The 24,440-nt window shown below is 55.8% G+C and carries 18 protein-coding genes; 8 read left to right on the forward strand and 10 right to left on the reverse strand.

Features of this window, described 5'->3' with window-relative positions; all coding sequences use genetic code 11:
* Positions 1–4 precede the first annotated feature (4 nt).
* From acs to BM205_RS03390, 5 genes are all read right to left on the reverse strand, one after another.
* Complete coding sequence (gene acs, locus BM205_RS03370) at positions 5–1,987, reverse strand: acetate--CoA ligase (RefSeq protein ID WP_092412472.1); 1,983 nt, start codon at positions 1,985–1,987, stop codon at positions 5–7.
* A 175-nt stretch (positions 1,988–2,162) separates the two neighbouring features.
* Positions 2,163–3,878, reverse strand: a complete 1,716-nt coding sequence (locus BM205_RS03375; RefSeq protein ID WP_371326451.1) for a PQQ-dependent methanol/ethanol family dehydrogenase — start codon at positions 3,876–3,878, stop codon at positions 2,163–2,165.
* A gap of 106 nt (positions 3,879–3,984) precedes the next feature.
* Positions 3,985–4,350: a DUF779 domain-containing protein gene (locus BM205_RS03380; protein WP_092412476.1), complete on the reverse strand. Its 366-nt coding sequence runs from the start codon at positions 4,348–4,350 to the stop codon at positions 3,985–3,987.
* Positions 4,351–4,437: 87 nt separating this feature from the next.
* Positions 4,438–5,958 (reverse strand): aldehyde dehydrogenase, encoded by a 1,521-nt coding sequence (gene adh, locus BM205_RS03385; protein WP_092412478.1) that lies wholly within the window; start codon positions 5,956–5,958, stop codon positions 4,438–4,440.
* A gap of 354 nt (positions 5,959–6,312) precedes the next feature.
* Positions 6,313–7,452: a porin gene (locus BM205_RS03390; RefSeq protein WP_092412480.1), complete on the reverse strand. Its 1,140-nt coding sequence runs from the start codon at positions 7,450–7,452 to the stop codon at positions 6,313–6,315.
* Between the two features lie 506 nt (positions 7,453–7,958).
* On the opposite strand from BM205_RS03390, the gene BM205_RS03395 reads away from it, so the two are divergent.
* Both BM205_RS03395 and BM205_RS03400 read left to right on the forward strand, forming a co-directional pair.
* A complete protein-coding gene (locus BM205_RS03395; protein WP_254783711.1) occupies positions 7,959–9,989 on the forward strand; it encodes a 4Fe-4S binding protein in 2,031 nt (676 codons plus the stop codon).
* A 25-nt stretch (positions 9,990–10,014) separates the two neighbouring features.
* Positions 10,015–11,049, forward strand: a complete 1,035-nt coding sequence (locus BM205_RS03400; RefSeq protein WP_092412484.1) for an FAD:protein FMN transferase — start codon at positions 10,015–10,017, stop codon at positions 11,047–11,049.
* Between the two features lie 21 nt (positions 11,050–11,070).
* Here BM205_RS03400 and BM205_RS03405 read toward each other — a convergent pair whose 3' ends face one another.
* Together BM205_RS03405 and BM205_RS03410 are read right to left on the reverse strand one after the other, a co-directional pair.
* A complete protein-coding gene (locus BM205_RS03405) occupies positions 11,071–11,619 on the reverse strand; it encodes a cytochrome b (RefSeq protein WP_092412486.1) in 549 nt (182 codons plus the stop codon).
* Complete coding sequence (locus BM205_RS03410; RefSeq protein ID WP_254783712.1) at positions 11,616–12,614, reverse strand: beta-propeller fold lactonase family protein; 999 nt, start codon at positions 12,612–12,614, stop codon at positions 11,616–11,618. The genes BM205_RS03405 and BM205_RS03410 overlap by 4 nt, the downstream gene beginning before the upstream one ends.
* 634 nt (positions 12,615–13,248) lie before the next feature.
* On the opposite strand from BM205_RS03410, the gene BM205_RS03415 reads away from it, so the two are divergent.
* The 5 genes from BM205_RS03415 (at position 13,249) to BM205_RS03435 (ending at position 18,982) form a co-directional block, all read left to right on the forward strand.
* Positions 13,249–14,595, forward strand: coding sequence for an MFS transporter (locus tag BM205_RS03415; protein ID WP_092412488.1), 1,347 nt, complete (start codon positions 13,249–13,251; stop codon positions 14,593–14,595).
* Positions 14,596–14,651: 56 nt separating this feature from the next.
* Complete coding sequence (locus BM205_RS03420) at positions 14,652–15,482, forward strand: phosphogluconate dehydrogenase C-terminal domain-containing protein (protein WP_092412490.1); 831 nt, start codon at positions 14,652–14,654, stop codon at positions 15,480–15,482.
* Positions 15,483–15,574: 92 nt separating this feature from the next.
* Complete coding sequence (locus tag BM205_RS03425) at positions 15,575–16,816, forward strand: ribulose-bisphosphate carboxylase large subunit family protein (RefSeq protein WP_092412492.1); 1,242 nt, start codon at positions 15,575–15,577, stop codon at positions 16,814–16,816.
* On the forward strand, positions 16,813–18,210 hold the full coding sequence (gene oiaK, locus BM205_RS03430; RefSeq protein WP_092412494.1) for a 3-oxo-isoapionate kinase OiaK: 1,398 nt from the start codon (positions 16,813–16,815) through the stop codon (positions 18,208–18,210). The genes BM205_RS03425 and oiaK overlap by 4 nt, the downstream gene beginning before the upstream one ends.
* A 64-nt stretch (positions 18,211–18,274) precedes the next feature.
* Complete coding sequence (locus BM205_RS03435) at positions 18,275–18,982, forward strand: transcriptional regulator NanR (protein ID WP_092412496.1); 708 nt, start codon at positions 18,275–18,277, stop codon at positions 18,980–18,982.
* A gap of 6 nt (positions 18,983–18,988) precedes the next feature.
* On the opposite strand, the gene BM205_RS03440 is transcribed toward BM205_RS03435, so the two are convergent.
* Genes BM205_RS03440 through BM205_RS24730 form a run of 3 tightly spaced genes read right to left on the reverse strand, consistent with a single transcriptional unit; the run spans position 18,989 to position 22,983 of the window.
* Positions 18,989–19,783 carry a hypothetical protein gene (locus BM205_RS03440; protein WP_139227203.1) on the reverse strand — a complete coding sequence of 265 codons (795 nt, stop codon included), beginning with the start codon at positions 19,781–19,783 and terminating at the stop codon, positions 18,989–18,991.
* A 60-nt stretch (positions 19,784–19,843) separates the two neighbouring features.
* Positions 19,844–20,875 carry an ABC transporter substrate-binding protein gene (locus BM205_RS03445; protein WP_092412500.1) on the reverse strand — a complete coding sequence of 344 codons (1,032 nt, stop codon included), beginning with the start codon at positions 20,873–20,875 and terminating at the stop codon, positions 19,844–19,846.
* Positions 20,876–20,916: 41 nt separating this feature from the next.
* The gene (locus BM205_RS24730; protein ID WP_092412502.1) at positions 20,917–22,983 is read right to left on the reverse strand and encodes a PepSY domain-containing protein; all 2,067 of its coding nucleotides are present in this window, start codon (positions 22,981–22,983) and stop codon (positions 20,917–20,919) included.
* 358 nt (positions 22,984–23,341) lie between these two features.
* Here BM205_RS24730 and BM205_RS03455 point away from each other — a divergent pair, with 358 nt between their 5' ends.
* The gene (locus BM205_RS03455; RefSeq protein ID WP_092412504.1) at positions 23,342–24,406 is read left to right on the forward strand and encodes a YncE family protein; all 1,065 of its coding nucleotides are present in this window, start codon (positions 23,342–23,344) and stop codon (positions 24,404–24,406) included.
* Positions 24,407–24,440 lie beyond the last annotated feature (34 nt).

Consider the following 24,440-nt stretch of genomic DNA (forward strand, 5'->3'; position numbering starts at 1 on the left):
AGCCTCAGGCCACCTCTTTCAATTGCTCCAGAATGGCTGGATTCTCCAATGTCGAGATATCCTGCGTCACTTCTTCTCCCTTTGCTAGCAGACGCAACAGGCGCCGCATGATTTTGCCGGAACGGGTTTTCGGCAGATTATCCCCGAAACGCAGTTCTTTCGGTTTTGCTATCGGACCGATTTCCTTTCCCACCCAGTTACGCAGTTCGGCCGCAATCAGCTTCGCCTCGTCACCCACTGGCCGCGTTCGCTTGAGAACCACGAAAGCACAAATCGACTCCCCCGTCGTTGCGTCCGGCTTACCGACCACGGCAGCTTCCGCCACCAGCGGATGGGCAACCAGCGCCGATTCGATCTCCATCGTTCCCATCCGGTGGCCCGATACGTTCAACACATCGTCGATGCGTCCGGTAATCGTAAAATAACCGGTTTCGACATCACGAATAGCACCATCGCCGGCCAGATACAACTTGCCACCCAACTCTTCAGGAAAATAACTCTTGATGAAACGCTGCGGATCGCCCCAGATATTACGGATCATCGATGGCCATGGACGCTTGACGACCAAGATACCGCCCTGCCCGTCAGGGAGATCCTTGCCGACCTCATCGACCACGCCGATCATGATGCCGGGCAGCGGCAAAGTGCACGAGCCGGGCACCATGGCAGTGGCGCCCGGCAACGGGCTAATCATGTGGCCGCCGGTTTCGGTCTGCCAAAACGTATCGACGATCGGGCATTGCTCGCGCCCTATATGCTTGTAATACCAGAGCCACGCATCGGGATTGATCGGCTCGCCGACCGAACCTAACAGACGCAGGCTCTGCAGGTCGTATCGTTGCGGATGCACATCCGGATTGGTGTCGGCGGCTTTTATCAGCGAGCGGATCGCCGTTGGCGCAGTATAAAAGATCGTCACCTTATGTTTCTGTATCATCTGCCAGAACCGCCCTGCATCGGGATAAGTCGGCACACCTTCAAACACGATTTCAGTCGCACCGGCAGCCAGCGGGCCGTACGCGATATAGCTATGGCCGGTCACCCAGCCGATATCGGCAGTGCACCAGAAGACGTCGGACGGCTTGAGGTCGAAGGTCCATTTCATCGTCAGCGTCGCCCACAGCAAGAAGCCGCCGCTTGAATGTTGCACCCCCTTGGGCGTGCCTGTCGAGCCTGATGTATAGAGGATGAAAAGCGGATGTTCGGCGCTCACCCACTCAGGCTCGCACACGTCCGATTGAGCGGCCATCAGATCGGCAAGCCACAGATCCCGTCCGTCGACCTGCCCTGTCATGTTCCCCGTGCGGCGATGGACGATGACGTGTCTGACGTCATCGCAGCCGCCCATCTCAAGCGCCTGGTCGACAATCGATTTCAACGGCAACGATTTGCCGCCGCGTACCTGTTCATCCGACGTGATGACGGCAACAGCGCCGGCGTCGATGATGCGTTCTTGCAAAGATTTGGCCGAGAATCCACCGAATACGACCGAATGGATCGCCCCTATGCGGGCACAGGCTTGCATCGCGGCTATGCCTTCGATCGACATTGGCATATAGATGACAACCCGGTCGCTTTTGCGAACGCCCAGCGCTTTCAGGCCATTCGCAAATTTGCATACCTTCCGATGCAATTCCCGATAAGTGACCCTGGTCACCTCGCCGTCATCCGCTTCGAAAATGATCGCCGTTTTATCGGCATTGCCGTTGACGAGATGCCGGTCCAGGCAATTGTAGGAAACGTTCAGATGACCGTCTTCAAACCATCTGTAGAACGGTGCATCGGATTCATCCAGTGCTTTGGTAAACGGCTTTTGCCAGATCAGGTTTTCACGCGCCAGCCGCGTCCAGAAGCCTTGATAATCGCGCTCGGCTTCTGCACATAAGGCGCGATACGCATCCATGCCGGAGATCGTGGCGTTTTTTACAAAATCCGCCGAAGGGTGAAATTGGCCGGATGCTTGTTTTAACAGTGTGATGTCGTCCATATCTATCTCTATCCTGCATGTGTCTGATTGTTGCCGGAGCCGGTAGCCATTGATAATCATAAGCGCCATGGCGACAGGCAAAAAAAAGCTGACGACCGCAGTCGTCAGCCAAAACTGCCCAGGGAGGAGCGGAGGAGCCGACGCTATGCCGCAACAGTCTGAAGGGCAGCCGTCATTATTTTGAAGAAAGCTTGAATACCCATACCGAGCCGCCCTGTTCCAGGAAGTTGACCTTTTTCGCCACTTCACCACCCCACAACGGCACGGCGCCACCCCATCCGGAGGTCACCGCGATATACTGGGTATCGCCATCTTTCCAGGTGACCGGCGGCGCCACAACGCCCGAACCGGTCTGGAATTTCCAGAGTTCCTTACCGGTCTTGGCATCGACCGCCTTCAGGAATCCTTCAGGCGTTCCGTAAAATACCAGGCCGCCCGCAGTTGTCATGACGCCACCCCATAACGGCGCGCTGTTCTTGACTTCCCAGACGATCTTGCCAGTCTTCGGATCGATGGCACGCATGGCGCCGATGTAATCTTCGTTAAGCGGATGAATCGTGAAACCCGCGCCGAGAAACGCTCCGCCTTTCTTGTAGGTGACCGGTTCATTCCAGATATCCATGCCCCACTCATTAGCTGGCACATAGAACAGCTTGGTTTGCGGGCTGTAAGCCATCGGCATTTGATTTTTGGCGCCGAGGAAAGCCGGTGCGGCAAACACGGTCGCTCCCTTCTTGCCTTCTTCACCCTTGGTAGGGTCGCCGGGACGGCCGCTTTCAAGATAGTTGGGCCGGCCAGTCTTCAAATCGATACCGGATGCCCAGGTGATTTTCTTAACGAACGGGAAAGCGTTTTCCAACTTGCCGTCCTTGGCGTCGATCACATAGAAGAAACCGTTGCGATCGGCTTTGCCGCCCATCCGCTTGCCATCCATGTCGAAGGTAACGAACTCATTGACGCCGTCGTAATCCCAGCCGTCATGCGGCGTAGTCTGGTAACTCCATTTGATTTTTCCGGTGTCGACATCCAGGGCCACTGTCGATGCAGAATACAGATTGTCACCAGGACGCAGATGGCTATTCCATGGTGCAGGATTACCTGTGCCGAAATAAGCCAGTTTGGTTGTCGGGTCATAGGTTCCACCCAGCCATGTAGCGCCGCCGCCGGTTTTCCACAAATCGCCAGGCCATGACTTGTTGACCGTACCGGTAACGCCGTTTTCCGTGGCTTTGCCGTCCTTGTCGTACTTGTAACCCATGTGACCTTCGATCATCGGGCGGCTCCATACCAGCTGGCCGGTCTTGGGATTGCGCGCCTCGACGCGGCCTACCACACCGAATTCACCGCCGGACACGCCTGTCAGCAGCAGCCCGTTGGCAATCAGCGGCGCTGCGGACATCGAATATCCCGCAGCATAGTCGTCCACTTTTTCTTTCCAGACGATCTTGCCGGTATCCTGATCGAGTGCGACCAGCTGTGCGTCCAGCGTACCGAAAATGACCAGGTTATCGTACAGCGCTGCGCCGCGGTTGACCACGTCGCAACAAGGCATGATGCCGTCTGGCAGACGGTGCTCGTATTTCCACAGTTTGGCGCCGGTTTTCAGGTCGATCGCGTAGATGCGGGAATACGAGCCTGTGACGAACATCTTGCCGTTATAGATCAACGGTTGCGATTCCTGCCCGCGCTGCTTCTCTCCTCCAAATGAAAAAGACCAGGCAGGAACCAGCTTGTTCACAGTCTGCGTATTAATTTGCGTCAATGGCGAAAAGCGTTGTCCCTGCGTGCCCATGCCCCAAGACAAGACGTTGTTCGGTGCCTTGGCGTCATTGGCAATCATTGCATCGGTAACACCCAGCGCGTGGGCAGAAAACGAACTGCACGCCATCATCCCAACCAATGCTGCTATCAGATTTCTCTTCATGTCATCCTCCTGTTTTTTTTAAAACACTAGTTCACTACTGACTTATGGCATCCACCCCGGGAGGTGCTGCTTCCTATATGAGCTGCATGTATTCTTCATCGGAAAATAATCTCGAACGTGTCAGGAATCGTTTCCCGGATCCGTTATCCAGCGAAAACATTCCTCCCATTCCGGCCACGACATCGATGATGAGTTGGGTGTGCTTCCAATATTCGAACTGCTCCGCTCCCATGTAGAAGGGTTGGCCGCACAGCGCTCCGAGCAGCACATCGGTAGCGCTGATACTGAATTCACCCAACGCGTAGCACATGGGTGAACTGCCATCGCAGCATCCTCCTGACTGGAAGAACATCAATGGTCCGTGTTGCTCGCTCAACAGCCTGATGAATTCTTCGGCAGCAGCGGTCGCAACCACACGATGAACGGTTGGCTGTGTCATGTTTTCCTCACTCGGCTCACTCGGCTCACTCGGATTTGCGACGCGCCCTTGGGTCAGGCGGGCGCATCGCACCAACGCTATTCGCCCTTAAAAGAAGCCCATCGCGTTGGGGTTATAGCTGACCAGAAGATTTTTGGTTTGCTGGTAGTGATCAAGCATCATCTTGTGGTTTTCACGTCCAATGCCGGATTGCTTGTAACCGCCGAAAGCCGCATGCGCCGGATACAGGTGATAGCAATTGGTCCATACCCGGCCGGCTTGAATCCCGCGTCCCATACGGAATGCGCGCGAACCGTCACGTGTCCACAAACCAGCGCCCAGGCCGTACAAGGTATCGTTGGCGATTTCCAGCGCGTCTTCTTCATCCTTGAAGGTCGTTACAGACACTACCGGGCCGAAAATTTCTTCCTGGAAGATGCGCATCTTGTTGTGGCCCTTGAAGATCGTAGGCTGCACGTAGTAACCGCCGCCGAAATCGCCGGTCAGGTTGTTACGTTCGCCGCCAATCAGGACTTGCGCACCTTCTTGTTTGCCTATGTCCATGTAAGACAGGATTTTTTCCAGCTGCTCTTGCGATGCCTGGGCGCCGATCATTGTCGTACTCTCGAGCGGGTTACCCTGCTTGATCGCGGCGACACGCTTGATTGCGCGTTCGATGAAACGGTCGTAGATCGATTCCTGGATCAGGACGCGCGACGGACAAGTACACACTTCCCCTTGGTTCAGCGCGAACATGGCAAAACCTTCGAGGCACTTATCGAAGAATGCGTCGTCTTGATCCATCACATCGGCAAAGAAAATGTTTGGCGATTTTCCGCCAAGTTCCAGTGTCACCGGAATAATGTTTTGCGACGCATACTGCATGATCAGGCGGCCGGTGCCGGTTTCCCCGGTGAAGGCAATCTTGGCTATGCGCTTGCTAGAAGCGAGTGGCTTGCCTGCCTCCAGACCGAAGCCGTTGACGATATTCAACACACCTGGCGGCAACAGATCTGCGATCAGCTCGGCCAAAACAAGAATCGACGCCGGCGTTTGCTCGGCCGGTTTCAGTACGACACAGTTACCTGCAGCCAGTGCCGGGGCCAGCTTCCATACCGCCATCAGGATCGGGAAATTCCACGGAATAATCTGGCCGACCACGCCCAGAGGTTCATGGAAATGGTAAGCGTAGGTCTGGTCGTCAATCGTGGCTACCGAGCCTTCCTGAGCCCGGATGCAACCGGCAAAGTAGCGGAAGTGATCGATTGCCAGCGGGATATCCGCTGCCGTCGTTTCACGGATCGGCTTGCCATTGTCTATGGTTTCGGCGATTGCCAGGGTTTCCAGATTGGCTTCCATGCGGTCGGCAATCTTGTTGAGAATATTTGCGCGCTCGGCAGGTGAGGTCTTGCCCCAGCTGGTCTTGGCAGCATGCGCGGCATCCAGCGCCAGTTCGACATCTTCTGCCGAGGAACGGGCTATTTCACAAAATACCTGACCCGTCACCGGTGTCACGTTTTCAAAATAAGCGCCATTGACCGGCGGCACGAACTTACCGCCGATGAAATTATCGTAACGTTTCTTGAATGGGTTCTTGACACCGAGTTTACTAATGTCTGCGAGATTCATGTCTTCCTCCGGTTAATGTATGGTCGAATCGTGTGTCGTTGATGAATCAAAATTTTCGGAATGTGCGTCTCCGACAGCTACTACTCAGCAATCGCCATGCCAGCCGCTAAAATTGCCATGCCACAGAGGGAAAGCGCCGGTTAAAGGATAAGAACCCGACAGCTGCAAAATGAACACTCCGACTGACCAGGTTGAAACTGTCATATTTTTGAACACTCGCTGAATCGACTGTTCCAAATTGTTTAAACGTGTTGCTCCGGAACTTATGACAAGCGCAGCCGGAATAGTTAATTTTCCGGCTGCGCCCTCTGCTATCAAGATCGGGAAACACCAATTCGAGATAGCGCCGGCATATCAAAATGAATGTTTGATACCCAGTTGCACAGCGGTGGTTGTTTTTCCTGCGCTGGCGAGAAAAGCGTTGTCGTTGGCAACGCCAAAGGCCGCGCCGGAGGTGTAGCCGTTCCCGGCATTGACGCCCGAGACCAGCGCGTAAAGGGTGGTACGCTTGGACAATGCATAGTCATCGCTGAGTATCCATGTCCTGGAAGTATCGCTGACGCCGATCTTGTTGGTGGAGTAGTAATAAGCCAGCGTCGCAGTGTTGCTTGGCGATGTCCGATAATTCAAACCCGCGCCATAAACACGGTATTGCGCCAGGCTGGAACCCGATGCGGGATCGCTGTTCTTGTTGTTCAGGTAGTTTGCTGTCAACGTTGCATCGCCTATCGAGTACGCTGCACCGACGCTGTATTTCCTGGTTTGTATGCCGCTGCCGCCGATCAGGCCGGCTGGTTGCCCCCGATCGGATTGATAGGCGGCCGACAGCGTGACCGGGCCGGTATACGTTGCACCCAGCGCAATGACACTGTTCGCCGAGTTATTACCGGCAACTTCACCCAGACTGTACGAACCGCTCAAATTGACATCGGCAATTTTTGTACTGAGGCTGATCGCATTTGCGACAAAAACATCAATCACCGCATTCGAATTGGCGGGGGCAATTGCGGTACCGGCATTCAAGGGATTCTGCGTTAGCGCCCATGAAATCAAACCGGAAAAAGTCTCTTTCAAGCCACGCGGATCGGTGGCGGCAAATGCCAGCACCGCAGGTGAATATTGCTTACCCAATGTTACTGTGCCGTAGCTGTTGGAAAGACCGACATTGGCTTGGCGACCGAACAAACCGCCCCATTGATTGCCTGCACCGGAATTCGAAAAGAAATGGCCTTCAAGATCGAAATTGGCCTTCAATCCCCCGCCCAGGTCTTCTGAACCCTTGAATCCAAAGATACTAGGACTGACACCACCCGAGCTGAGTGCGAAAACGCTTCCGGTACCGCCAGACGACGTTTTCTGCTTATTGACAGCTACAATTCCTGCATCGACCACACCGTAGATAGTCACCGACGATTGTGCCTGCGCCGTACCAGCTGCGGCTGCGGCGCCGAACACCATGAACGTGCATAGCGATTTATTCAGTATTTTTCCCACCGAGATCTCCTTTGTATAGTTGATTTTTTCTACGCATCAACATGTGGATGCAACAGCCAATGGGCAAATTGCATGCCTGTGAGGTTCTCGCGTTGCCATGTCGGGTTTTTCTGGTCGCAACGGCGCTCGCCGCTGCCACCGGAAAGACGTCGTACTCAGGAATGAAATACCGTGTTTTTTGCCCCCTGATTTCATCCGTCTGACGGCGCGGAACTAGATCCGCAAAGATCTCAGGCGGTAGCGATCGGGGGCGATCGCATAGCACATTGCCTGTGTAAATTAGGATCACTTGTGCAACAACCTGTTCAAATTTTGATCGCTCGACTTGTCCCTCCGGGCAAAGCGCCGCTTGGCAGCCAGGGCGACCGATGGCACGTTAGTTGCTCGCATTTAGCACCTGTCCCAATCAATCAAGGTCATGCATGCGTAGCTGGATTCCTGGAATCTTGATGTTAATCTTGATGCTTATGGCATCCTGTTGGCCATCAGTCAGCCAGGCAGGCGTCATGACGCACGACGAGCTGGTCAAACGCTTTCCACCACCAATGATCGTCGGTGAAAAGGACCCGGGCATACCGATTTGGCCGATCTTCAAACAAAATGCCACCGCCAACGAACTGGTTGGCTATGTATTCGAATCCATCGACCTGGCACCCATTCCCGGGTTCTCAGGGATACCGATCAATCTGCTGATCGCACTCGATCCCAAGGGTAATTTTCTGGAAGTCGGAGTCATCTCCCATCACGAGCCGGTGTTTCTCGATGGGCTAGGTGAAGCCCCGATGTTTCAGTTTGTGAGTCAATACAAGGGATTGTCGTTAAACCAGAACATCAAGATCGGAGCGCACGACAGCAAGGTTTCGGCTGCAAACGCTTATCTGGATGGCGTCACCAAGGCCACGGCATCGGTGCGCATCATCAATCAGAGCGTGCTCGCCTCGGCCTTGAAGGTGGCGCGCAAGAAGCTCGGTTTCGCTGAAGGCCGGGATCCGGACCTGATCGCTCGAATCAAAACGGACTTGTTTGAACCACATAGCGTCAAGGACTTGATCGACCAGAGATTGATCAAGCACGTGGTACTGCGCAACAAAGACATCGAAAAACAATTCTCCGGCACGCCTGGAGCCGAGCTTGATCCCGCAGCAATGCAGCAACCAGATGCGCTCTTCGTCGATCTGTACCTGGCCTATGTTTCCATTCCAGGCATTGGCCGCAATCTTTTGAATCCGGCAAGCTGGAAGAAGCTAGAGGCCCGCCTGGAACCGGGTGACCACGCTATTCTGATCTTGTCGCAAGGACGCTACGATATCGTCGGCGAAGACTTTGTTCCCGGTTCGGTTCCGGAGCGCCTGGTGTTAAAGCAAGACAAATTGCCGATTGAAATACGCGACTTGAATCTTGACCTGTCACTAAAAGACAGTGCCGCATTGCCGCATCCAGTGTCGATGAAAGTGTTCCGTATCATGAGTCAGTCAGGATTGGATCCATCTCGCCCCCTCGATTTTTCGCTGCCGGTCACCCGCAGCAAGGGCATCATCTATCCGGAGCGATTCACAAAGGATTTCTCGTTCAGCACCCGGTTGCCATCCCGCTTTTATACCGAGGCAGAAGGCGACAACAAGTCCTGGGTTGGCATCTGGAAAAGCCGCTGGCACGAACTTGCCGCATTGGTCGTTGCCCTTGCTGTGCTGGCCGTCGCCTTGAGCAGGCAAGAATCCTTGACCGGAAACGACAAGCGTTTCATCTGGTTCAGACGTGTTTTTTTGTTGTTTACACTATTTTTTGTCGGCTGGTACGCGCAGGGGCAATTGTCGATCGTTAATATCACCGGCTTGATTCAAGCATTGCTTGCCGGACGCAATCTCAATTTTTTCCTATACGACCCGATGACGGTCCTGTTATGGGGATTCGTTGCCGTTTCTTTAGTTGTATGGGGGCGTGGCACATTTTGCGGCTGGCTGTGTCCATTCGGCGCACTGCAGGAATTTACCGGCAAGTTGGCGCGCGCCCTGAAGATCCCGCAACTAAAAATCAAAGCGAAAACTGATGCACGGCTGAAACGCGTCAAATACGTCGTCCTTGCCGGCATAGTGGCCAGCAGCTTTTTCTCAAGCAATATTACCGACGCTTTGATAGAAATCGAACCGTTCAAAACCGCGATTACCCTCAATTTCGTGCGTTCATGGCCTTATGTCGCTTACGCCGTAGGTCTACTGCTTGCCAGCACCTTCGTCTACAAGTTCTTTTGTCGATATCTCTGCCCTTTCGGCGCAGGCCTGGCCGTGCTCGGACGTTTCAGGATGCTCGACTGGATACCTCGGCGCAAGGAATGTGGCAAACCCTGCCAGACCTGCCGTCACCGGTGCGATTACCAGGCAATAGAAGCCACCGGAAAAATCGACTACCAGGAATGTTTTCAGTGCATGGATTGCGTCGTCATTTATGCAAGCGATGAAAAATGCGCACCGCTCATCCTGGAAAAGAAAAGGGCCAGATTTATTCCGGTGCAAGCGTTGCCATTGCCGGTCACCGATTAAAGGATTTAAGAGTTAAGGATTCATCATGCAACGACGCACCTTGATTTCAGCTGCCTTGGGCAGCGCCTTGACAGGCGTCGCCGGTTGGGGCCTTCTCCAGCCACCTCCACAGGCAGGCACGATAGTGCGGGGCTGGGAGGCGCAACCGGGAATGCGACTCTATACCGGCGCCGATCTGGCATTCGGCACGACCATCGCCATACAGGTTCTGCATGACAATCAACGACAAGCAGAGCTGGCGATCCAGGATGGATTTCACGAAGCAAAGAAAATAGATGCGTTGATGAGTATCTACAGCGAATCCAGCCAGGTGTTCCAGTTAAATCGAGACGGCAGGCTATGCCAGCCCGATCCGCATCTGTTACGCGTGCTGCAGGAAACCGTGCGTCTGTCGACATTGAGCGGCGGCGCCTTCGACATCACGGTGCAACCGCTTTGGCTGCAATTCACCAAGGCCGCTGCAATGAACACCTTGCCGTCGCCCGCCGCAATAAGAAGCGCCAAGGCACTCGTCAACTGGCGGAATCTAAGCATCGACCGGCACGAAGTGCGCCTGCACAAACCGGGAATGTCCATCACCTTGAATGGCGTGGCGCAAGGTTATGCTGTCGATCTCGCACTCGCAGCAGTGCGACAGCGAGGAATCAGGCATGCGCTGCTAGATACCGGCGAATTCATCTCTTCCGGGAATAAAGCACCTTCTCACGACTGGATGGTCGGTGTGCAAGATCCCCGGCGCGACGATGTGTTAACCGCGGTGCTGAAAATGGACGGTCGCAGCGTAGCGACTTCGGGCGATTACGAAACGATATTTACTCCGGATTTCGTCCACAACCACATCTTCGATCCGGCCACCGGCGATTCCCCGTTGGAACTGGCAAGCGTCACCGTCGCCGCGCCGACAGGACTGCAGGCAGATGGATTGTCGACGGCGCTGTTTGTCATGGGCTCAGCTAAGGCAATGTCCATCGCCGCACAGCTCGATAATGTCGATGTCTTGCTGGTCGATAAACGAGGAAAGACCTGGATGACGCCAGGCTTGCGTACAACTCCGGCGTAAACGCCGCGCCGCCACTACCGATCAGGGAAGCATGCGGCCGAATATCCGGTCGCGGTCGATCAGCACATGTTTGCATGCGGCCAGCACATGAATCGCGATCAGCGCGATAAATGGGATAGCGATCAACTGATGATAGGTCATGAAAAACTCGCGCAAATGCTTGTCTTCCCAAGCCAAGTTCGGCAACGCCACGCCGAAAACCTTGATGCCATATTTATTGAAAGAAGATGACAGATAGCCAGTCGCCGGCTGTAGCAACATGCAAAAATAGAGCAAGCCATGACTCCATTGCGCTGCCCTTGCCATAGGACGCGAAGTACCTCTCGGCAGTGGCGGCGGCCGGTGTGCAAGGCGCCACCCCAGCCGCAGCAAAATCAACGCACCGGCGAGCACACCCAAGGATTTGTGCAAATTAAAATACGCAGCCCTGCCGGGAATACCCTTTGGAATATCCACCATGTAATAGCCAAGGCACAGCATACCGATGATCAGCAAGGCAATTACCCAGTGCAAACCGATCGCCGGCAACGTATAACGCGCTTTATCAACGGTGACAGGCAGCGCGCTCATCTGATTGCCACCCCCCACGGCAACTCTCCGACCGCTATTTCCTTGCTGACGGTATTGCTTGCCGTATCGATGACAGACACTGAATTGGAGCGGCCATTGGCTACATACAGCTTCTTGCCGTCAGGCGTAATCGCCATGTTCCATGGACGCTTCCCGACCGGAATGGTTGCAATGACCGTATTACTCTTTGCGTCAATCACCGACACCGTGCCATCCTTCCCGTTCGAAATATAGACGCGGCCGCCATCTGGCGACATCGTTACCCCGTTCGAAAAATTGCCCGGCTTGATTTCCGCCACCACCTTTTGCGTAGCCACATCGACCGCGTACACCATACTGGCCATTTCCGCCGCGATGTAAGCCTGGCTGCCGTCCGGGCTAAAAGCGACGCCACGCGGGCGCAACCCAAGCTTGACCGATGCGACTTGCCGGCGTCTCGCTACATCGACGATATCCACTGAATCTGCCTCTTCAGCACTGACATATAGCCATTTTCCGTCCGGACTAAAGGTCGCGTGCTCCGGATTCTTGCCCTCGGTCTTGACGCTGAACACTTTTTTGTTTGTGGCGGTGGAAATGAAACTGACCGAGTTCGTGATTTCACTGACCGCGGCAACCCAATCCCCTGCACGCGAAATATCGACGCCCTCGGGCGACTCGCCCAAGGAAATCGAGCCGATCTGCTCTCTTTTTTTCAGATCGATAACCAGCAAGGCGCTAGCCGGCTGGTCACTGACGTACAAGGTATTGCCATCGCTGCTGATCGCCACGCCGCGCGGTTTGGTGCCGGCCTTGATTTGTCCTACGACGCTGTCGCTGGCACAATCAATGATCGAAATCGTGCCCGATTTCTCATTCGGGACATAGGCAAACGGCAGCGCGCCCGACGTACACGGCATCAATAGCGCAGACAATGCCCCGGCCACGGCCATTCGTTTAGCAAGGCCGGCAAATGACGACGTCACGAAGACATGTTGAAAGTAGTTATTCTTCATAATGCAGGTACCTATCGGAAATGGTTGATCGGGATGCGATGGTGTCCATGAATTCCACGATTCATATGACGCAATATGCATGCCAAACATTTCGGCATAGGAGCCAGCCGCTAGTATTTGATTGATGCCTCACATATAGCCGGAGGAGATATGGAAGTGTTTCAATTTCAAACAGCGAGTTGATGCAAATTGGAACAATTGTCCGAATCGTGCGCCGATCATCAGGCACTTCGCCCGACGACAGCTAACGGCAACCACGGTTTTTTTGTAATTTGAAAAATCACCCCTTCAGGCTTGGCGATTAATCTGCAAGTCTCTATTTCAAGTCCAGCCCCTACCCCGCTTTTTGCTCATCCATTGCATGTTCTTGCGACATTCAGCCGGGATGGCTGCCTCGTCAAATTATTTCCAAAATACAACTTTTAATCGGCTTCGCGAATAAATCGTTTTTGTGGACTATTTTTAAAATCAAGTGGTATAGTGATTATACCAGTTGCGTTTTCCACGAATTGACGTGGGCTCGCGTACTGGATTCAAAAACCGAACCGTCAGAAGAGCTTCTTAAAGCCCCCCGGCGAAATGATGTTTATTGTTGACATGGCAACAGCCTTGTTCAATCAACTCAGGAGACAGTATGGAGACCGCAGTTAGCGCCGTTGAAAAATCGGCTATCAGGAAGGTAGCGTTTCGACTCGTACCTTTCGTCGCACTAATGTTTTTTATCAATTTCCTGGATCGAACCGCTATTTCCTTTGCCGGGCCGAACGGCATGAGCAAGGATCTCGGCCTTACCGCGGCACAGTTCGGTTTTGCCGCAGGCGTGTTTTTCATCGGTTACGTCTTGCTGGAAATCCCCAGTAATCTCGCACTGCATAAATATGGCGCCCGGCGCTGGCTGGCCCGGATCATGGTGACCTGGGGCATCGTCGCGCTGCTGTTTACCTGGGTCAGCAGCGTCGAAGGTTTGTACACATTACGATTCCTGCTGGGCGTGGCGGAAGCAGGTTTCTTCCCGGGCGCGATCCTGTTTCTGAGCATGTGGGTGCCAGCCAAGCATCGCAGCCATATCCTGGCGTTGTTCTATCTTGCGCAGCCGCTGACTATCGTCATCGGCGCGCCGGTTGCCGGGATGCTGATCGAAGCACACGGTACATTCGGCCTGGAAGGCTGGCGTGTCATGTTTGCCGGCGTCGCTTTACCTGCGATCGCGGTCGGCGTCATCGCCTGGTTCTACCTGGCCGACAAGCCGGCCGACGCCAAATGGCTCAGTGAAGCCGAGCGTACCTGGCTCACGACAGCACTGGCTGCCGAGGCGCGTACCAAGCGTACCAGCCACGTCTCGGACGTGAAGAAGGCACTCACCAACGGCCGCGTCTGGCTGCTGGCGCTGGTCTACTTCGGACTGATTTACGGCCTGTATGCGCTGGCTTTTTTCCTGCCGACGATCATCGGCGGTTTTGAAAGCCAGTTCGGCACCAAATTCAACGTGCTGCAAAAAGGCCTGATCACTGCCATCCCTTATTTGCCAGCCGCGGTCGCGCTGTTCCTGTGGAGCCGTGACGCCACCCGCCGTGGCGCACGCAGCTGGCACGTCGGTATTCCTGCCTTGCTGGGCGCCGTCAGTATTCCGCTGGCGCTCTATATGAGCACACCGGCAGCGACGGTTGCCGTGATCACGATTACGGCTTGCGCCATCTTCTCTGCGTTGCCGACTTTCTGGTCGATTCCGGCGCGGTTCCTGTCCGGCGCTGCCGCTGCGGCAGGCATTGCACTGATCAACACGGTCGGCAACGCCGCCGGCTTCATCGCGCCGTTTGTCACCGGCGCGATCAAAGACGCGACTGGTTCCTATCAAGTCCCGATGTTCGTGGTCGGCGGACTGATGTTGCTGTCGTCGCTGGTGATCTTTGCCATCGGCGCCGGCACCCGGCAGGAGAGCGCCTTGTCGGCCGACATGAGAGGCAAGGTCATTGCCGACTGAAATACTTGTGCAAGTGATGAAAGCATCGTTTTAACTGGTTTAAATGGAGAAAGATCATGAAAGAAAAAATCGCGTTATTTGGCGCCGGCGGCAAAATGGGTGTGCGTCTGGCAAAGAATTTGCAGAAATCAGACTACCGTGTGGCGCACGTCGAAGTGAGCCGGGTCGGACAACAGCGGCTCAAAGATGAGCTGGGAGTGGAATGCATGGGCACCGATGCTGCGCTGGATAACGTCGACGTTGTGATCCTGGCCGTGCCGGATACGATGATCGGCAAGATCGCCGCTGAAATAGCGCCGAAACTGCAGCCAGGCACCATGGTCATGACGCTGGATGCCGCTGCTCCTTTCGCCGGTCATCTGCCTGAACGTCCAGACCTGGTCTACTTTGTGGCCCACCCTTGCCACCCGCCGATCTACAACGACGAAGAAACCAAAGAAGCGCGCCGCGATTTCTTCGGCGGCGGCGCTGCCAAACAGTCAATCACCAGTGCCCTGATGCAGGGCCCGGACTCGGCCTTTGACCTTGGCGAGGACATTGCCAAGGTGATTTATGCGCCGATCTTGCGCTCCTATCGCCTGACGGTGGAGCAGATGGCGCTGCTGGAGCCGGGCCTGTCGGAAACGGTCTGCGCTACTTTGCTGTACGTGATGCGCGAGGCGATGGATGAAACTGTCCGCCGCGGTGTGCCGAAGGAAGCTGCACGCGACTTCCTCCTAGGGCACATGAACATTCTCGGCGCGGTGATTTTCAACGAAATCCCCGGTGCTTTCTCGGATGCCTGCAACAAGGCGATTCAGTTCGGCAAGCCGCGCCTGATGCGCGACGACTGGCTAAAGGTATTCGATCATGAAGAGATCGCCGAAAGCATTCGCCGCATCACCTGATCAAGTGATCAACCGAGCGGCATATTGCAAATGATGGCCATGATGAACTTTGTCATGGCCTCATGAGAAAAGTCTTTTTAGCGAGCATATCCATGGAACGCATCTACGCCAGCTACTGGCTGGAAACCGGCGACGACCCTGCGCGGGCGGCCGAAGTCATCGCCGGCGAACAGTCGAGCGGCACCTTTGTCGCCCTGCCTACTGAAACCCCGGAACTGAAACAACGCTCTGGCGCGCGTGTCGAGCGCCTGGAAATCCTCGGATACAGCAAACAACCCAGCCTGCCAGGCGGCATGCGTTCCGAGCGCTATACCCAATGCGAGCTGGAAATCTCGTGGCCGCTGGAAAACCTTGGCCCGTCGCTGCCCAACCTGATGGCGACGATTGCCGGCAATCTGTTCGAGCTGCGCCAGGTCTCCGGCTTGCGGATTACCGGGCTGCGGTTGCCGCCGGCTTTCGCCAGAGCCTACCAAGGACCGGCCTTCGGTATTGCCGGTACCCGTCGCCTGACCGGCATCGCACACGGCCCGCTGATCGGCACCATCATCAAGCCCAGCATCGGCCTGTCTGTGGACGAAACCGTGCAGCAGGTACGCGAACTGGTCGCCGGCGGTGTCGACTTCATCAAGGATGACGAGCTGCAGGTTGACGGCGCCCGTTGTCCTTTTGATGAGCGGGTACGCGGCGTCATGCGTATCATCAACAAACACGCCGATCGCACCGGCAAGAAGGTCATGATGGCCTTCAACCTGACCGGCGATCTCGACCAGATGCGCCGCCGCCATGATTTGGTGCTGGCCGAAGGCGGCACCTGCGTCATGGCCAGCCTTAACTCGATCGGCCTGATCGGATTGCAGGAATTACGCCGCCATTCACAGCTGCCGATTCATGCCCATCGCGCCGGCTGGGGCTACCTGAGCCGCTGTCCGCAACTGGGCTGGGATTACGCGCCATGGCAGATGCTGTGGCGACTGGCCGGCGCCGACCATATGCACGTCAATGGCCTGCGCAACAAATTCAGCGAGCCGGACGATAGCGTGATTGCGGCCGCACGCTCGGTACTCAGCCCGGTCATGCCGGAAGCGCCGCTGCCTGCAATGCCGGTATTCAGCTCCGGCCAAACCGGTTTGCAGGCAGCCGACACCTATAAGGCCATCGGTTGCACAGACCTGATTCATACCGCCGGCGGCGGCATCTTCGGCCATCCCCAAGGTGTGGCGGCCGGGGTCTCAGCGTTGCGCGAAGCATGGGTTGCTGCGATTGAAGGCGTACCTCTGGAACAATATGCAGAACGCCGCCCCGCATTGCGGGCCGCACTCGGATTCTGGAAATGAGCACTAAAGAACCCAAGGCCGCCCTGCCTGACGGATTGCTGCTGGCATATTACGGCGACGACTTCACCGGCTCGACTGACGCCATGGAAGTGATGGCGGCCGCCGGATTGCCGACAGCGCTATTTTTGCAAACACCTGACGCCGCCATGCTGCAGCGTTTTCCGGAGGTCCGCTGTATCGGGATTGCCGGATCGTCACGCGGGCGTTCCCCGGAATGGATGGATACGCATCTGCCGGATGTATTTGCGCGACTGGCGGCGCTCAAGCCGCCGCTGATGCAATACAAGATCTGTTCCACTTTCGATTCGTCGGTGCAGACAGGATCGATCGGCCGCGCCCTGGATCTCGGCGTCGGGCACATGCCTGGAGCCTGGTCGCCGATGATTGTCGGCGCACCACGCCTGAAGCGTTATCAGATATTCGGCAATTTGTTTGCGGCGGTCGATGGCACCGGATATCGCTTGGACCGGCACCCGACCATGGCCCGCCATCCGGTGACGCCGATGAACGAATCGGATTTACGGCGCCATCTCGCCACGCAGACGCAGCGCCGGGTTGAATTGATCGACATGCTGCAATTGCGCGATGGCGCTGCCCGGACCGGCGCATGCATCGACAAATTGCAAGGTGCCGATACGCCAGTAGTCCTGATCGATGTTCTCGATGAGGAAACCCTGCGCGAAGCCGGCCGCCTGGTGTGGGAACAACGCGGCGCCGGCGTCTTCAGTGCGTCGTCGTCCGGTCTCCAGTACGCCCTGACGGCCTATTGGCGATCGCGCGGCTGGATAGTGCAGCAAACATCCTTGCCGACGGCGGGGCCGGTGCCGGTCATCGCGGCGGTGAGCGGCAGCTGTTCACCGGTCACCGCAAGGCAGATAGCCTGGGCGCGGACGCATGGATTTGCCGCCGAAAGACTTGATTTACAGGCAGTGCTGACCGAAAAAACCAGAGAGGCAGAACTGGCGCGCATGGTGGCATTGGCCGTTACCGCCGTCGATAATGGCCGCAGCCCCCTGATTTACAGTGCTGAAGGGCCCGACGATGCTAATGTCACCGGCTTCGATGCCATCGCCCGGGAAGCAGGAATCAGCCGTTCGGATGCAGCGCGGCGCGTCGGCATGGCGCTGGCGGAAATCATGCGGCGTTTGCTGGATGCCCGCCCTGTTACCCGGGTGGCAATCGCCGGCGGCGATAGTTCTGGCGAGGTAGCCAGTACCCTCGATATCGCCGCGCTTAGCGTCAGCGCCGCCATGTCGCCGGGAGCGCCACTGTGCCGCGCATGGTCGGACAATCCGCGCCGCGATGGTCTGGAAATTGTCTTGAAAGGCGGCCAGGTTGGCGGACTCAGTTTCTTTGGCGATGTACTGGAAGGCAAGCCGTTGGCAGCAAACTGATACGATGGGGCAAAATTGATATGGTAAAGTCACGCTATCAATATCATTTAAGCTAGTGCAAGACATGTCGGAAACCATACAGCGACGCAAGTTATATCAAGAAGTGCTCGAACGCTTGATGGAGCGTATCCATAGCGGCGAACTGCCGCCCGGTTCGCAACTTCCTTCCGAGCGCGAATTGATGGAACAATATGGCGTCGGCCGTCCCGCGGTGCGTGAAGCACTGCAGGCGATGGAACGCTCAGGCTTCGTCGAGATTGTCCACGGCGAACGGGCTCGGGTGGTCGACCCGACCGCCGATCGCCTGATTGCCCAGATTGCCATCGGCGCCCAGCATCTGCTGCGCACCAAGCCGGCGATGCTGGGACACCTGAAGGAAGCACGCGTCTTCCTGGAAACCAGCACTGCCCGCATGGCCGCCGAACGCGCTACCGAGGCGCAGATTGCCAGCCTGCGCCTGAGCATCGCCGAGCATCGGGCTTCCATGGTCAACCTGGAAGAATTCATCGAGCGCGACATGGCGTTCCATCGCGAAATCGCCGACATCAGCGGCAACCCGATTTTCCCGTCTATCGTCGAATCGATGTTCCGCTGGGCCAGCGAGTTCTACTACACCCTGGTTCGGGCGCCAGGCGCCGAAGAACTTACGCTGACCGAGCACCAGCGTATTGTCGATGCGATTGCCATGCATGACGGCGATGCAGCTGCCGAGGCGATGCGCAGCCATCTGATGCGGGCCAACGACCTTTATCGGGAGTTGGGGCAGCAATAGCTTGATCTAAGGCGTCATCAGTGAATCGGCGATCACGGCCAGCTTTTCCGCACGGACATTTTTCTTGCTGTCGCTGATCGCTTTCCATTCCGGATTTTCTTTCAATCTTGCGCGAACCTTGGCGACCACGGCTTCGCGCGCACCAAGCGCGGCGTCGTTCTTGTACTCCAGAATCACCATGGTCGACCACGGCCGGCCGGCGGCATATCGATTGACATAGATTCCGTAACGCGACAGCACACCCTCCTGTATCCAGCCCTCGAACTGAGGAATCACGTAGCCGTCCGCATATTTCAGATATTCGTCGGCCGACACCATTGTCTCGTAAGGAATGACCATGAGCGTTGGATGAAGCGGTGCATTGGCAACAGCGTTATTGCGCACCAGGTCTGCGGGAGCCGTATCAATCGCCGTGGTCAACGCCAGCGCTTTCTTCGACAAGCCTGCCGGATTAGCCTGCTCAACCTTATTCCAGCGCTCGGCATCGGCAGGGTTGGAAAACGTCAGCAAAGCCATCGCATCCCAGCTGCCTGAATCGACATAACGATTGAACAAGAGGCGGTAATCCTTGAGAATGCCTTGTTCCTTCCAATGCTGAAACAACCCTTTTCGCGACTTTTCCATTTCTTCGCGCAACGCCACGCGATTAGCCGGTGTCGAGTGATAGGTAATGATGAGGGATAGCGGCCCGCCTTTGGTTTCATCGGCCGCGTGCACGGTGCTTGCTGCCATCAGCATCGGTACAACGCACACAGCAGCGAGCCGTAATAACCGGGAAAATCGCAGTAGATTATTTTTCATGACTACCATCTTTCATAAAATCAGTTAACAAGACAAATACGAGGCAGATAAGGCTGGTTGTCAGTGGAATTTCTTCAAGGCCGCGTCCACGAAGGTATTGGTGTAGGTCTGCTCGACATTCACCGCCTTGAACTTCGGATTGAATTCAGCCAGAACCTGCAACTCTTTCGCCGCGCCGTCTGGCGGCATGCGGCCGTCGTTGGCGAACATCGGGATTTGCTCCTTCAGTACTTTCAGGTAGGTAACGCGGTCTTTGCCACTGATCTCAACCGGAATCAGCGCGGCGATTTCTTCAGCAGTGTGCGTATTGATGTACTTCAGCGTGCGCACGAACGCGTTCGCCAGGTGCTGCGCAATTTCGGGATGCGCTTTCACGCGCTCACTCGCCATGAAGATCGTATTCGACGGAAACAGCGTGCCAAAATTTTTCCTGGTTCCTTCAACCGTAGTCAGGTCGGCAAACACCGTGGCGACACCTTGCGCCTCGTAAAAATTGCCATCCGGCGTAGGCGCAACCACAAAATCGGCTGCACCGTTACGCAGTGCGACAACGTTCTTGTCCTTCCCATCCGTGCCCAGCCGGGTGTAATCGTCAAGCTTGTTACCGCCCTCAAGCACCAGGTAATTCGCCACCGTGGTCTTGGACGATCCGGCTCCGCCGGCGATAAAGCGGCTGCCTTTCAGGTCGGCCAGTGTCTTGAACTTCTCCTTCGACTGATTGGCTACCAGCACCTTGGCGCCGGGTGTCACCCCCAGCGTTACCACTGCTTCGGTGCTGTTGCCTTTCGATTGGTTGACGATATTGTGGTGGTAGTACGCCATCACGGCGTCGACTCGCCCGTCCATCAGCATCTGGTCATGAAATACATCATCCCGGATATTCATCACTGTCACGTCCATGCCGTCATCCTTCAGATAACCGAGCCGTTCCGCCAGCACAATCGGGAACGACCGGATCGCCTTGATTTCGTCTACCAGCAGCACGATGCGATTAGGTGTATCCGTCGGTTTGACAGATTTGACCGGCTCGGCATGCATGCACTGGCTGCAGAGCATGAGTGCGAGGGATAAGGTAGGAGCAAGAATTTTCATGGGTCGCGATTCTATGAAATGGATTAAAAAATTTTGGAAAGTCAAAGATCCAGCACCAGCATGTCGCTGCGCGCACGTGAGCAACAGGGTATGAACCGGTCGTTCCTGATGCGTTCCTCATCACTCAGATACACGTCGCGATGGTCCGGCACACCAGCCAGCACCCGCGTCATGCAGGTGCCGCAAACGCCTTGTTCACACGAGCGCGGAATATCGACGCCACAGTCGGACAACACTTCAAGCACCGACTTCCCCTTTGCGACATGCAAGACTTTCCCTGTGCTGGCAAGTTTAATGTCAAAACCGGTATCGTTCTCGGCCTTGACCATTTCGGCAGAAAAATATTCCTTATGGACGTTTCTGTCCGGCCAGCCACGCTGCCTGGCCGCATCGATCGCCATGTTGACGAATCCTGCCGGGCCACACACATACAGATGAGTACCGCTTTCGAAATTACCGATCAGCCCCATGAAATCGCGCCGCGGTTGAGCCAGCCTGTCGCTGAAATGGAATGTGACGCGGTCCGCATAAACTGCTTTCTTGATGCGATTAAGGAAAGCCGTTCGTTGCCTGGTGCGGGTACAGTAATGCATTTCGAAGTCCGCATTCAGGCCCGCGAGATGCTCCGCCATGCACAAGATCGGCGTCACGCCTATGCCACCGGCGATCAGCACCGAACGTCTTGCCGTCGGGTCGACGGCAAAGCGGTTTTTCGGGATACCGATTTCAATCACATGCCCTTCTTTGATGTTCTCATGCATGGCACGCGATCCGCCGCGGGAAGCCTGTTCCAGCTGCACGCAAATCAGGTAGCGATGGCTTTCCCCGGGATCGTTGCATAAGGAATACTGGCGCACCAGGCCGTTGCGCAGATAGACGTCAATATGCGCACCCGCACTGAACCGTGGCAACGCCCTTCCCTTCGGATCGACCAGTTCGAATGCCCAGATACCCTCTGCTTCGTTGATTTTTCTCGCTACCCTGACCCGAAGACGCCGGGTTGCAGTTGCACGCTTTCTCCTGCGCAGCCAGGTCGCAATTCCAGTGTAGGCAAGGAATGGCACTGACAACGCCGCCGCCATCAGCAACAGCTGAACAACAGGTCCCCCGATGTGGCCGGTATGCAAGGAAAGCGTCCAGAAATACAATTTGCTGCCGAGGCTACTGTCGGCATAGGGAATATATTTCAATGTCTTTCCGCTATAAGCGTCGAGATAAAGCATGGTGCGCGCGTTCGGATGCGGGGCATCGTTGGCGATCAGATACATTTCCACGGCATCGCGCGGCTTGTCTGGATAGTGCAACAGTATTTCCTGTGGATGCGGCATGTATTCCTGGGCTCGTTGCCACATCGCCTCCATCGACAAACGCTGTGCGCCGGCCGCAGGCTGCGATTTGGGCGCCTTGGCAGCCGGCGCCGAACCGGCGATTGTGTAAATGCCGTTCTTGTACCAGTCGAATGCCTGCGGCAAGCCGGTCAGCACGCTGGTCAGCAAGATCAGGCTTACATAGAAACCAACTGTCTTGTGCAGGTTGATCGTACGTGCCGGTCCCTTGAGGCGTCCATTAAATTTCAGGGCGCTCCTGACGCCGCGCAGCGTCGCCGGGAGCCAGATGTACAGGCCGGCAAGAATCAGGACAAGGCCGAATACGATGGCGCTGGTGCCGGTAATGAGATTGCCGTTTTTCATGAACCGAAAGCGATGTATTTGTTCGATAGTGCCAAGCAGTCCGCCGTAACGATGACGCTGCCCCAGTACCTCGCCATTACAGGGATTCAAATAGACAAAGGTCTGATCGGTAAAGCGCACCATTGCAGCCGGCATGCGTGCATCCGTCCCGGCATCCGCCGCATCCCCGGCGACCAACCTGATGTAGTCGAGTTTGGCGGCAGGCCGCACAGCAGCTGCGGCGGCTGTCAGGGCATCAAGCGGAACCAGTCCTGAGCAGGCCGGCACGGTAAGCAGGTCGGGACTCAGCAGTGGCTCAAGCTGCGGGCGGTACATGATGGCGGCGCCGGTCAGCGCCATCAGCACGATCACCAGGCCAACAGTAAAACCTGTCCAGCGATGCAATGAAAGCAGAGAATTTCGAACTCTTGTGTTCATGAAAGCAATATTCCTCACCTTGAAAAATCACCCGCTCCATCGCGGGTCCAAGGTAGGGCTGGCAAAATTTGCCACGTACTTCATTGCTGGATTTGCCCACCCTCGGTGAGACGGAAGACTATGCCTTCAACCTGAATTGGACCTGAAATCAAACCGAAAATAAGCTGAATAAAATTTGACACACCGCAGCATCAGGGGAACCGGCTTTCTATTGGCCCGGTCGGCTACCGGCGAAATATTCTGAATACTTTTTCAGAAACGGTTCAGGTCCGATTTAAAGTCCGATCGCATTATTGCGGCGAGTGGGAGACATCCGTGCCTCATTCCGCGCCAAGCCAACTTTATTTGAAAGAATTTCATGAACAAACAAAATACCGCCATCTTGTCCTGCTCCATCCTGTTCACTCTTGGCCTCGCGGGGCAACCGGCATATTCCGCTGCCGCCTCTGCCAACGTGAACAAGAATGCCCCTGAATCGATGCACCTCCATAGCCGCACCGAAATGCCAGGTTACACCGGCGATTTCGACCATTTCGCGGTCGACGTGAAAGGCAACCGTCTTTTCCTGGCAGCCGAAGACCACGGCACCCTGGAAGTGTTCAACCTGGCGTCCGGCAAGCATCTGAAGACCATCAAAGGGGTTGAAACCCCGCACGGCATCCTGTATCTGGCCGATAAAAACCGTCTGGTTGTAACCGACAGTGGTGCGGGCCTGAGCAAGGTGCTTGATGCAAGCACTTACAAAGTGATCGATACGATCAAACTCATTCCCGGCGCCGATTCGATGGGCTATGACGCGAGTGAGAAAAGCATGTATATCGTGGCGGGTGGCAAGAACGGCAATCTGCCGGATTCGCTCCTGTCTAAGGTCGATCCGCGGACCGGCAAGCATCTTGGCGACATCAAATTCGACACCGACAAAGTGGAGGCCATGGCGATTGAACAGAAAGGTAAAAACCTGTACATCAATGTGACTGGCAAGAACGCCGTAGCCGTGATCGACAAGAAGACCTTCAGCGTAGTCGGCACATGGCCGATCAACGAGGGCAAGATGAACGCAGCGATGGCATTCGACGAAGCCAGCAACCGTCTCTTTGTTGTAACGCGCAAGCCATACAAACTGGTCGTTCTCGATACCAAAACCGGCGCCCAGGTCGCCAGTTTCAACGCTCCGGAACGTACAAATGAGGCGATGTTCGACAAGGTCAATCGCCGCGTCTATCTCGCCGGCGATGATTTCATCAGCGTATTCCAGCAAAAGGACGCCGACCATTATCAGGAACTCCCTCACATCTCCACGGCGAAGGGTGCCAAGACGGCAATCCTGGTGCCGGAGTTGAATCGCCTGTACGCGGCTGTGTCGCCCGGCGAAGGGAATACAGGCGCAGCAGTGCTGCGGTTTGACGTCGCGCCGGCGCGGTAACCTTATAGCAAACGATCGCCGATCGGAACATAGC

The organism is Collimonas sp. OK307 (assembly GCF_900113705.1).
Lineage (GTDB): Bacteria > Pseudomonadota > Gammaproteobacteria > Burkholderiales > Burkholderiaceae_D > Collimonas.

Excerpts from the sequence above, each read along its gene's own strand:
- acs (WP_092412472.1), bottom strand. The coding sequence starts at position 1,987 with ATGGACGACATCACACTGTTAAAACAAGCATCCGGCCAATTTCACCCT.
- BM205_RS03375 (WP_371326451.1), bottom strand. The coding sequence starts at position 3,878 with ATGATGGCGTGCAGTTCGTTTTCTGCCCACGCGCTGGGTGTTACCGAT.
- BM205_RS03380 (WP_092412476.1), bottom strand. The coding sequence starts at position 4,350 with ATGACACAGCCAACCGTTCATCGTGTGGTTGCGACCGCTGCTGCCGAA.
- adh (WP_092412478.1), bottom strand. The coding sequence starts at position 5,958 with ATGAATCTCGCAGACATTAGTAAACTCGGTGTCAAGAACCCATTCAAG.
- BM205_RS03395 (WP_254783711.1), top strand. The coding sequence starts at position 7,959 with ATGACGCACGACGAGCTGGTCAAACGCTTTCCACCACCAATGATCGTC.
- BM205_RS03400 (WP_092412484.1), top strand. The coding sequence starts at position 10,015 with ATGCAACGACGCACCTTGATTTCAGCTGCCTTGGGCAGCGCCTTGACA.
- BM205_RS03405 (WP_092412486.1), bottom strand. The coding sequence starts at position 11,619 with ATGAGCGCGCTGCCTGTCACCGTTGATAAAGCGCGTTATACGTTGCCG.
- BM205_RS03410 (WP_254783712.1), bottom strand. The coding sequence starts at position 12,614 with ATGAAGAATAACTACTTTCAACATGTCTTCGTGACGTCGTCATTTGCC.
- BM205_RS03415 (WP_092412488.1), top strand. The coding sequence starts at position 13,249 with ATGGAGACCGCAGTTAGCGCCGTTGAAAAATCGGCTATCAGGAAGGTA.
- BM205_RS03420 (WP_092412490.1), top strand. The coding sequence starts at position 14,652 with ATGAAAGAAAAAATCGCGTTATTTGGCGCCGGCGGCAAAATGGGTGTG.
- BM205_RS03425 (WP_092412492.1), top strand. The coding sequence starts at position 15,575 with ATGGAACGCATCTACGCCAGCTACTGGCTGGAAACCGGCGACGACCCT.
- oiaK (WP_092412494.1), top strand. The coding sequence starts at position 16,813 with ATGAGCACTAAAGAACCCAAGGCCGCCCTGCCTGACGGATTGCTGCTG.
- BM205_RS03435 (WP_092412496.1), top strand. The coding sequence starts at position 18,275 with ATGTCGGAAACCATACAGCGACGCAAGTTATATCAAGAAGTGCTCGAA.
- BM205_RS03440 (WP_139227203.1), bottom strand. The coding sequence starts at position 19,783 with ATGAAAAATAATCTACTGCGATTTTCCCGGTTATTACGGCTCGCTGCT.
- BM205_RS03445 (WP_092412500.1), bottom strand. The coding sequence starts at position 20,875 with ATGAAAATTCTTGCTCCTACCTTATCCCTCGCACTCATGCTCTGCAGC.
- BM205_RS24730 (WP_092412502.1), bottom strand. The coding sequence starts at position 22,983 with ATGAACACAAGAGTTCGAAATTCTCTGCTTTCATTGCATCGCTGGACA.
- BM205_RS03455 (WP_092412504.1), top strand. The coding sequence starts at position 23,342 with ATGAACAAACAAAATACCGCCATCTTGTCCTGCTCCATCCTGTTCACT.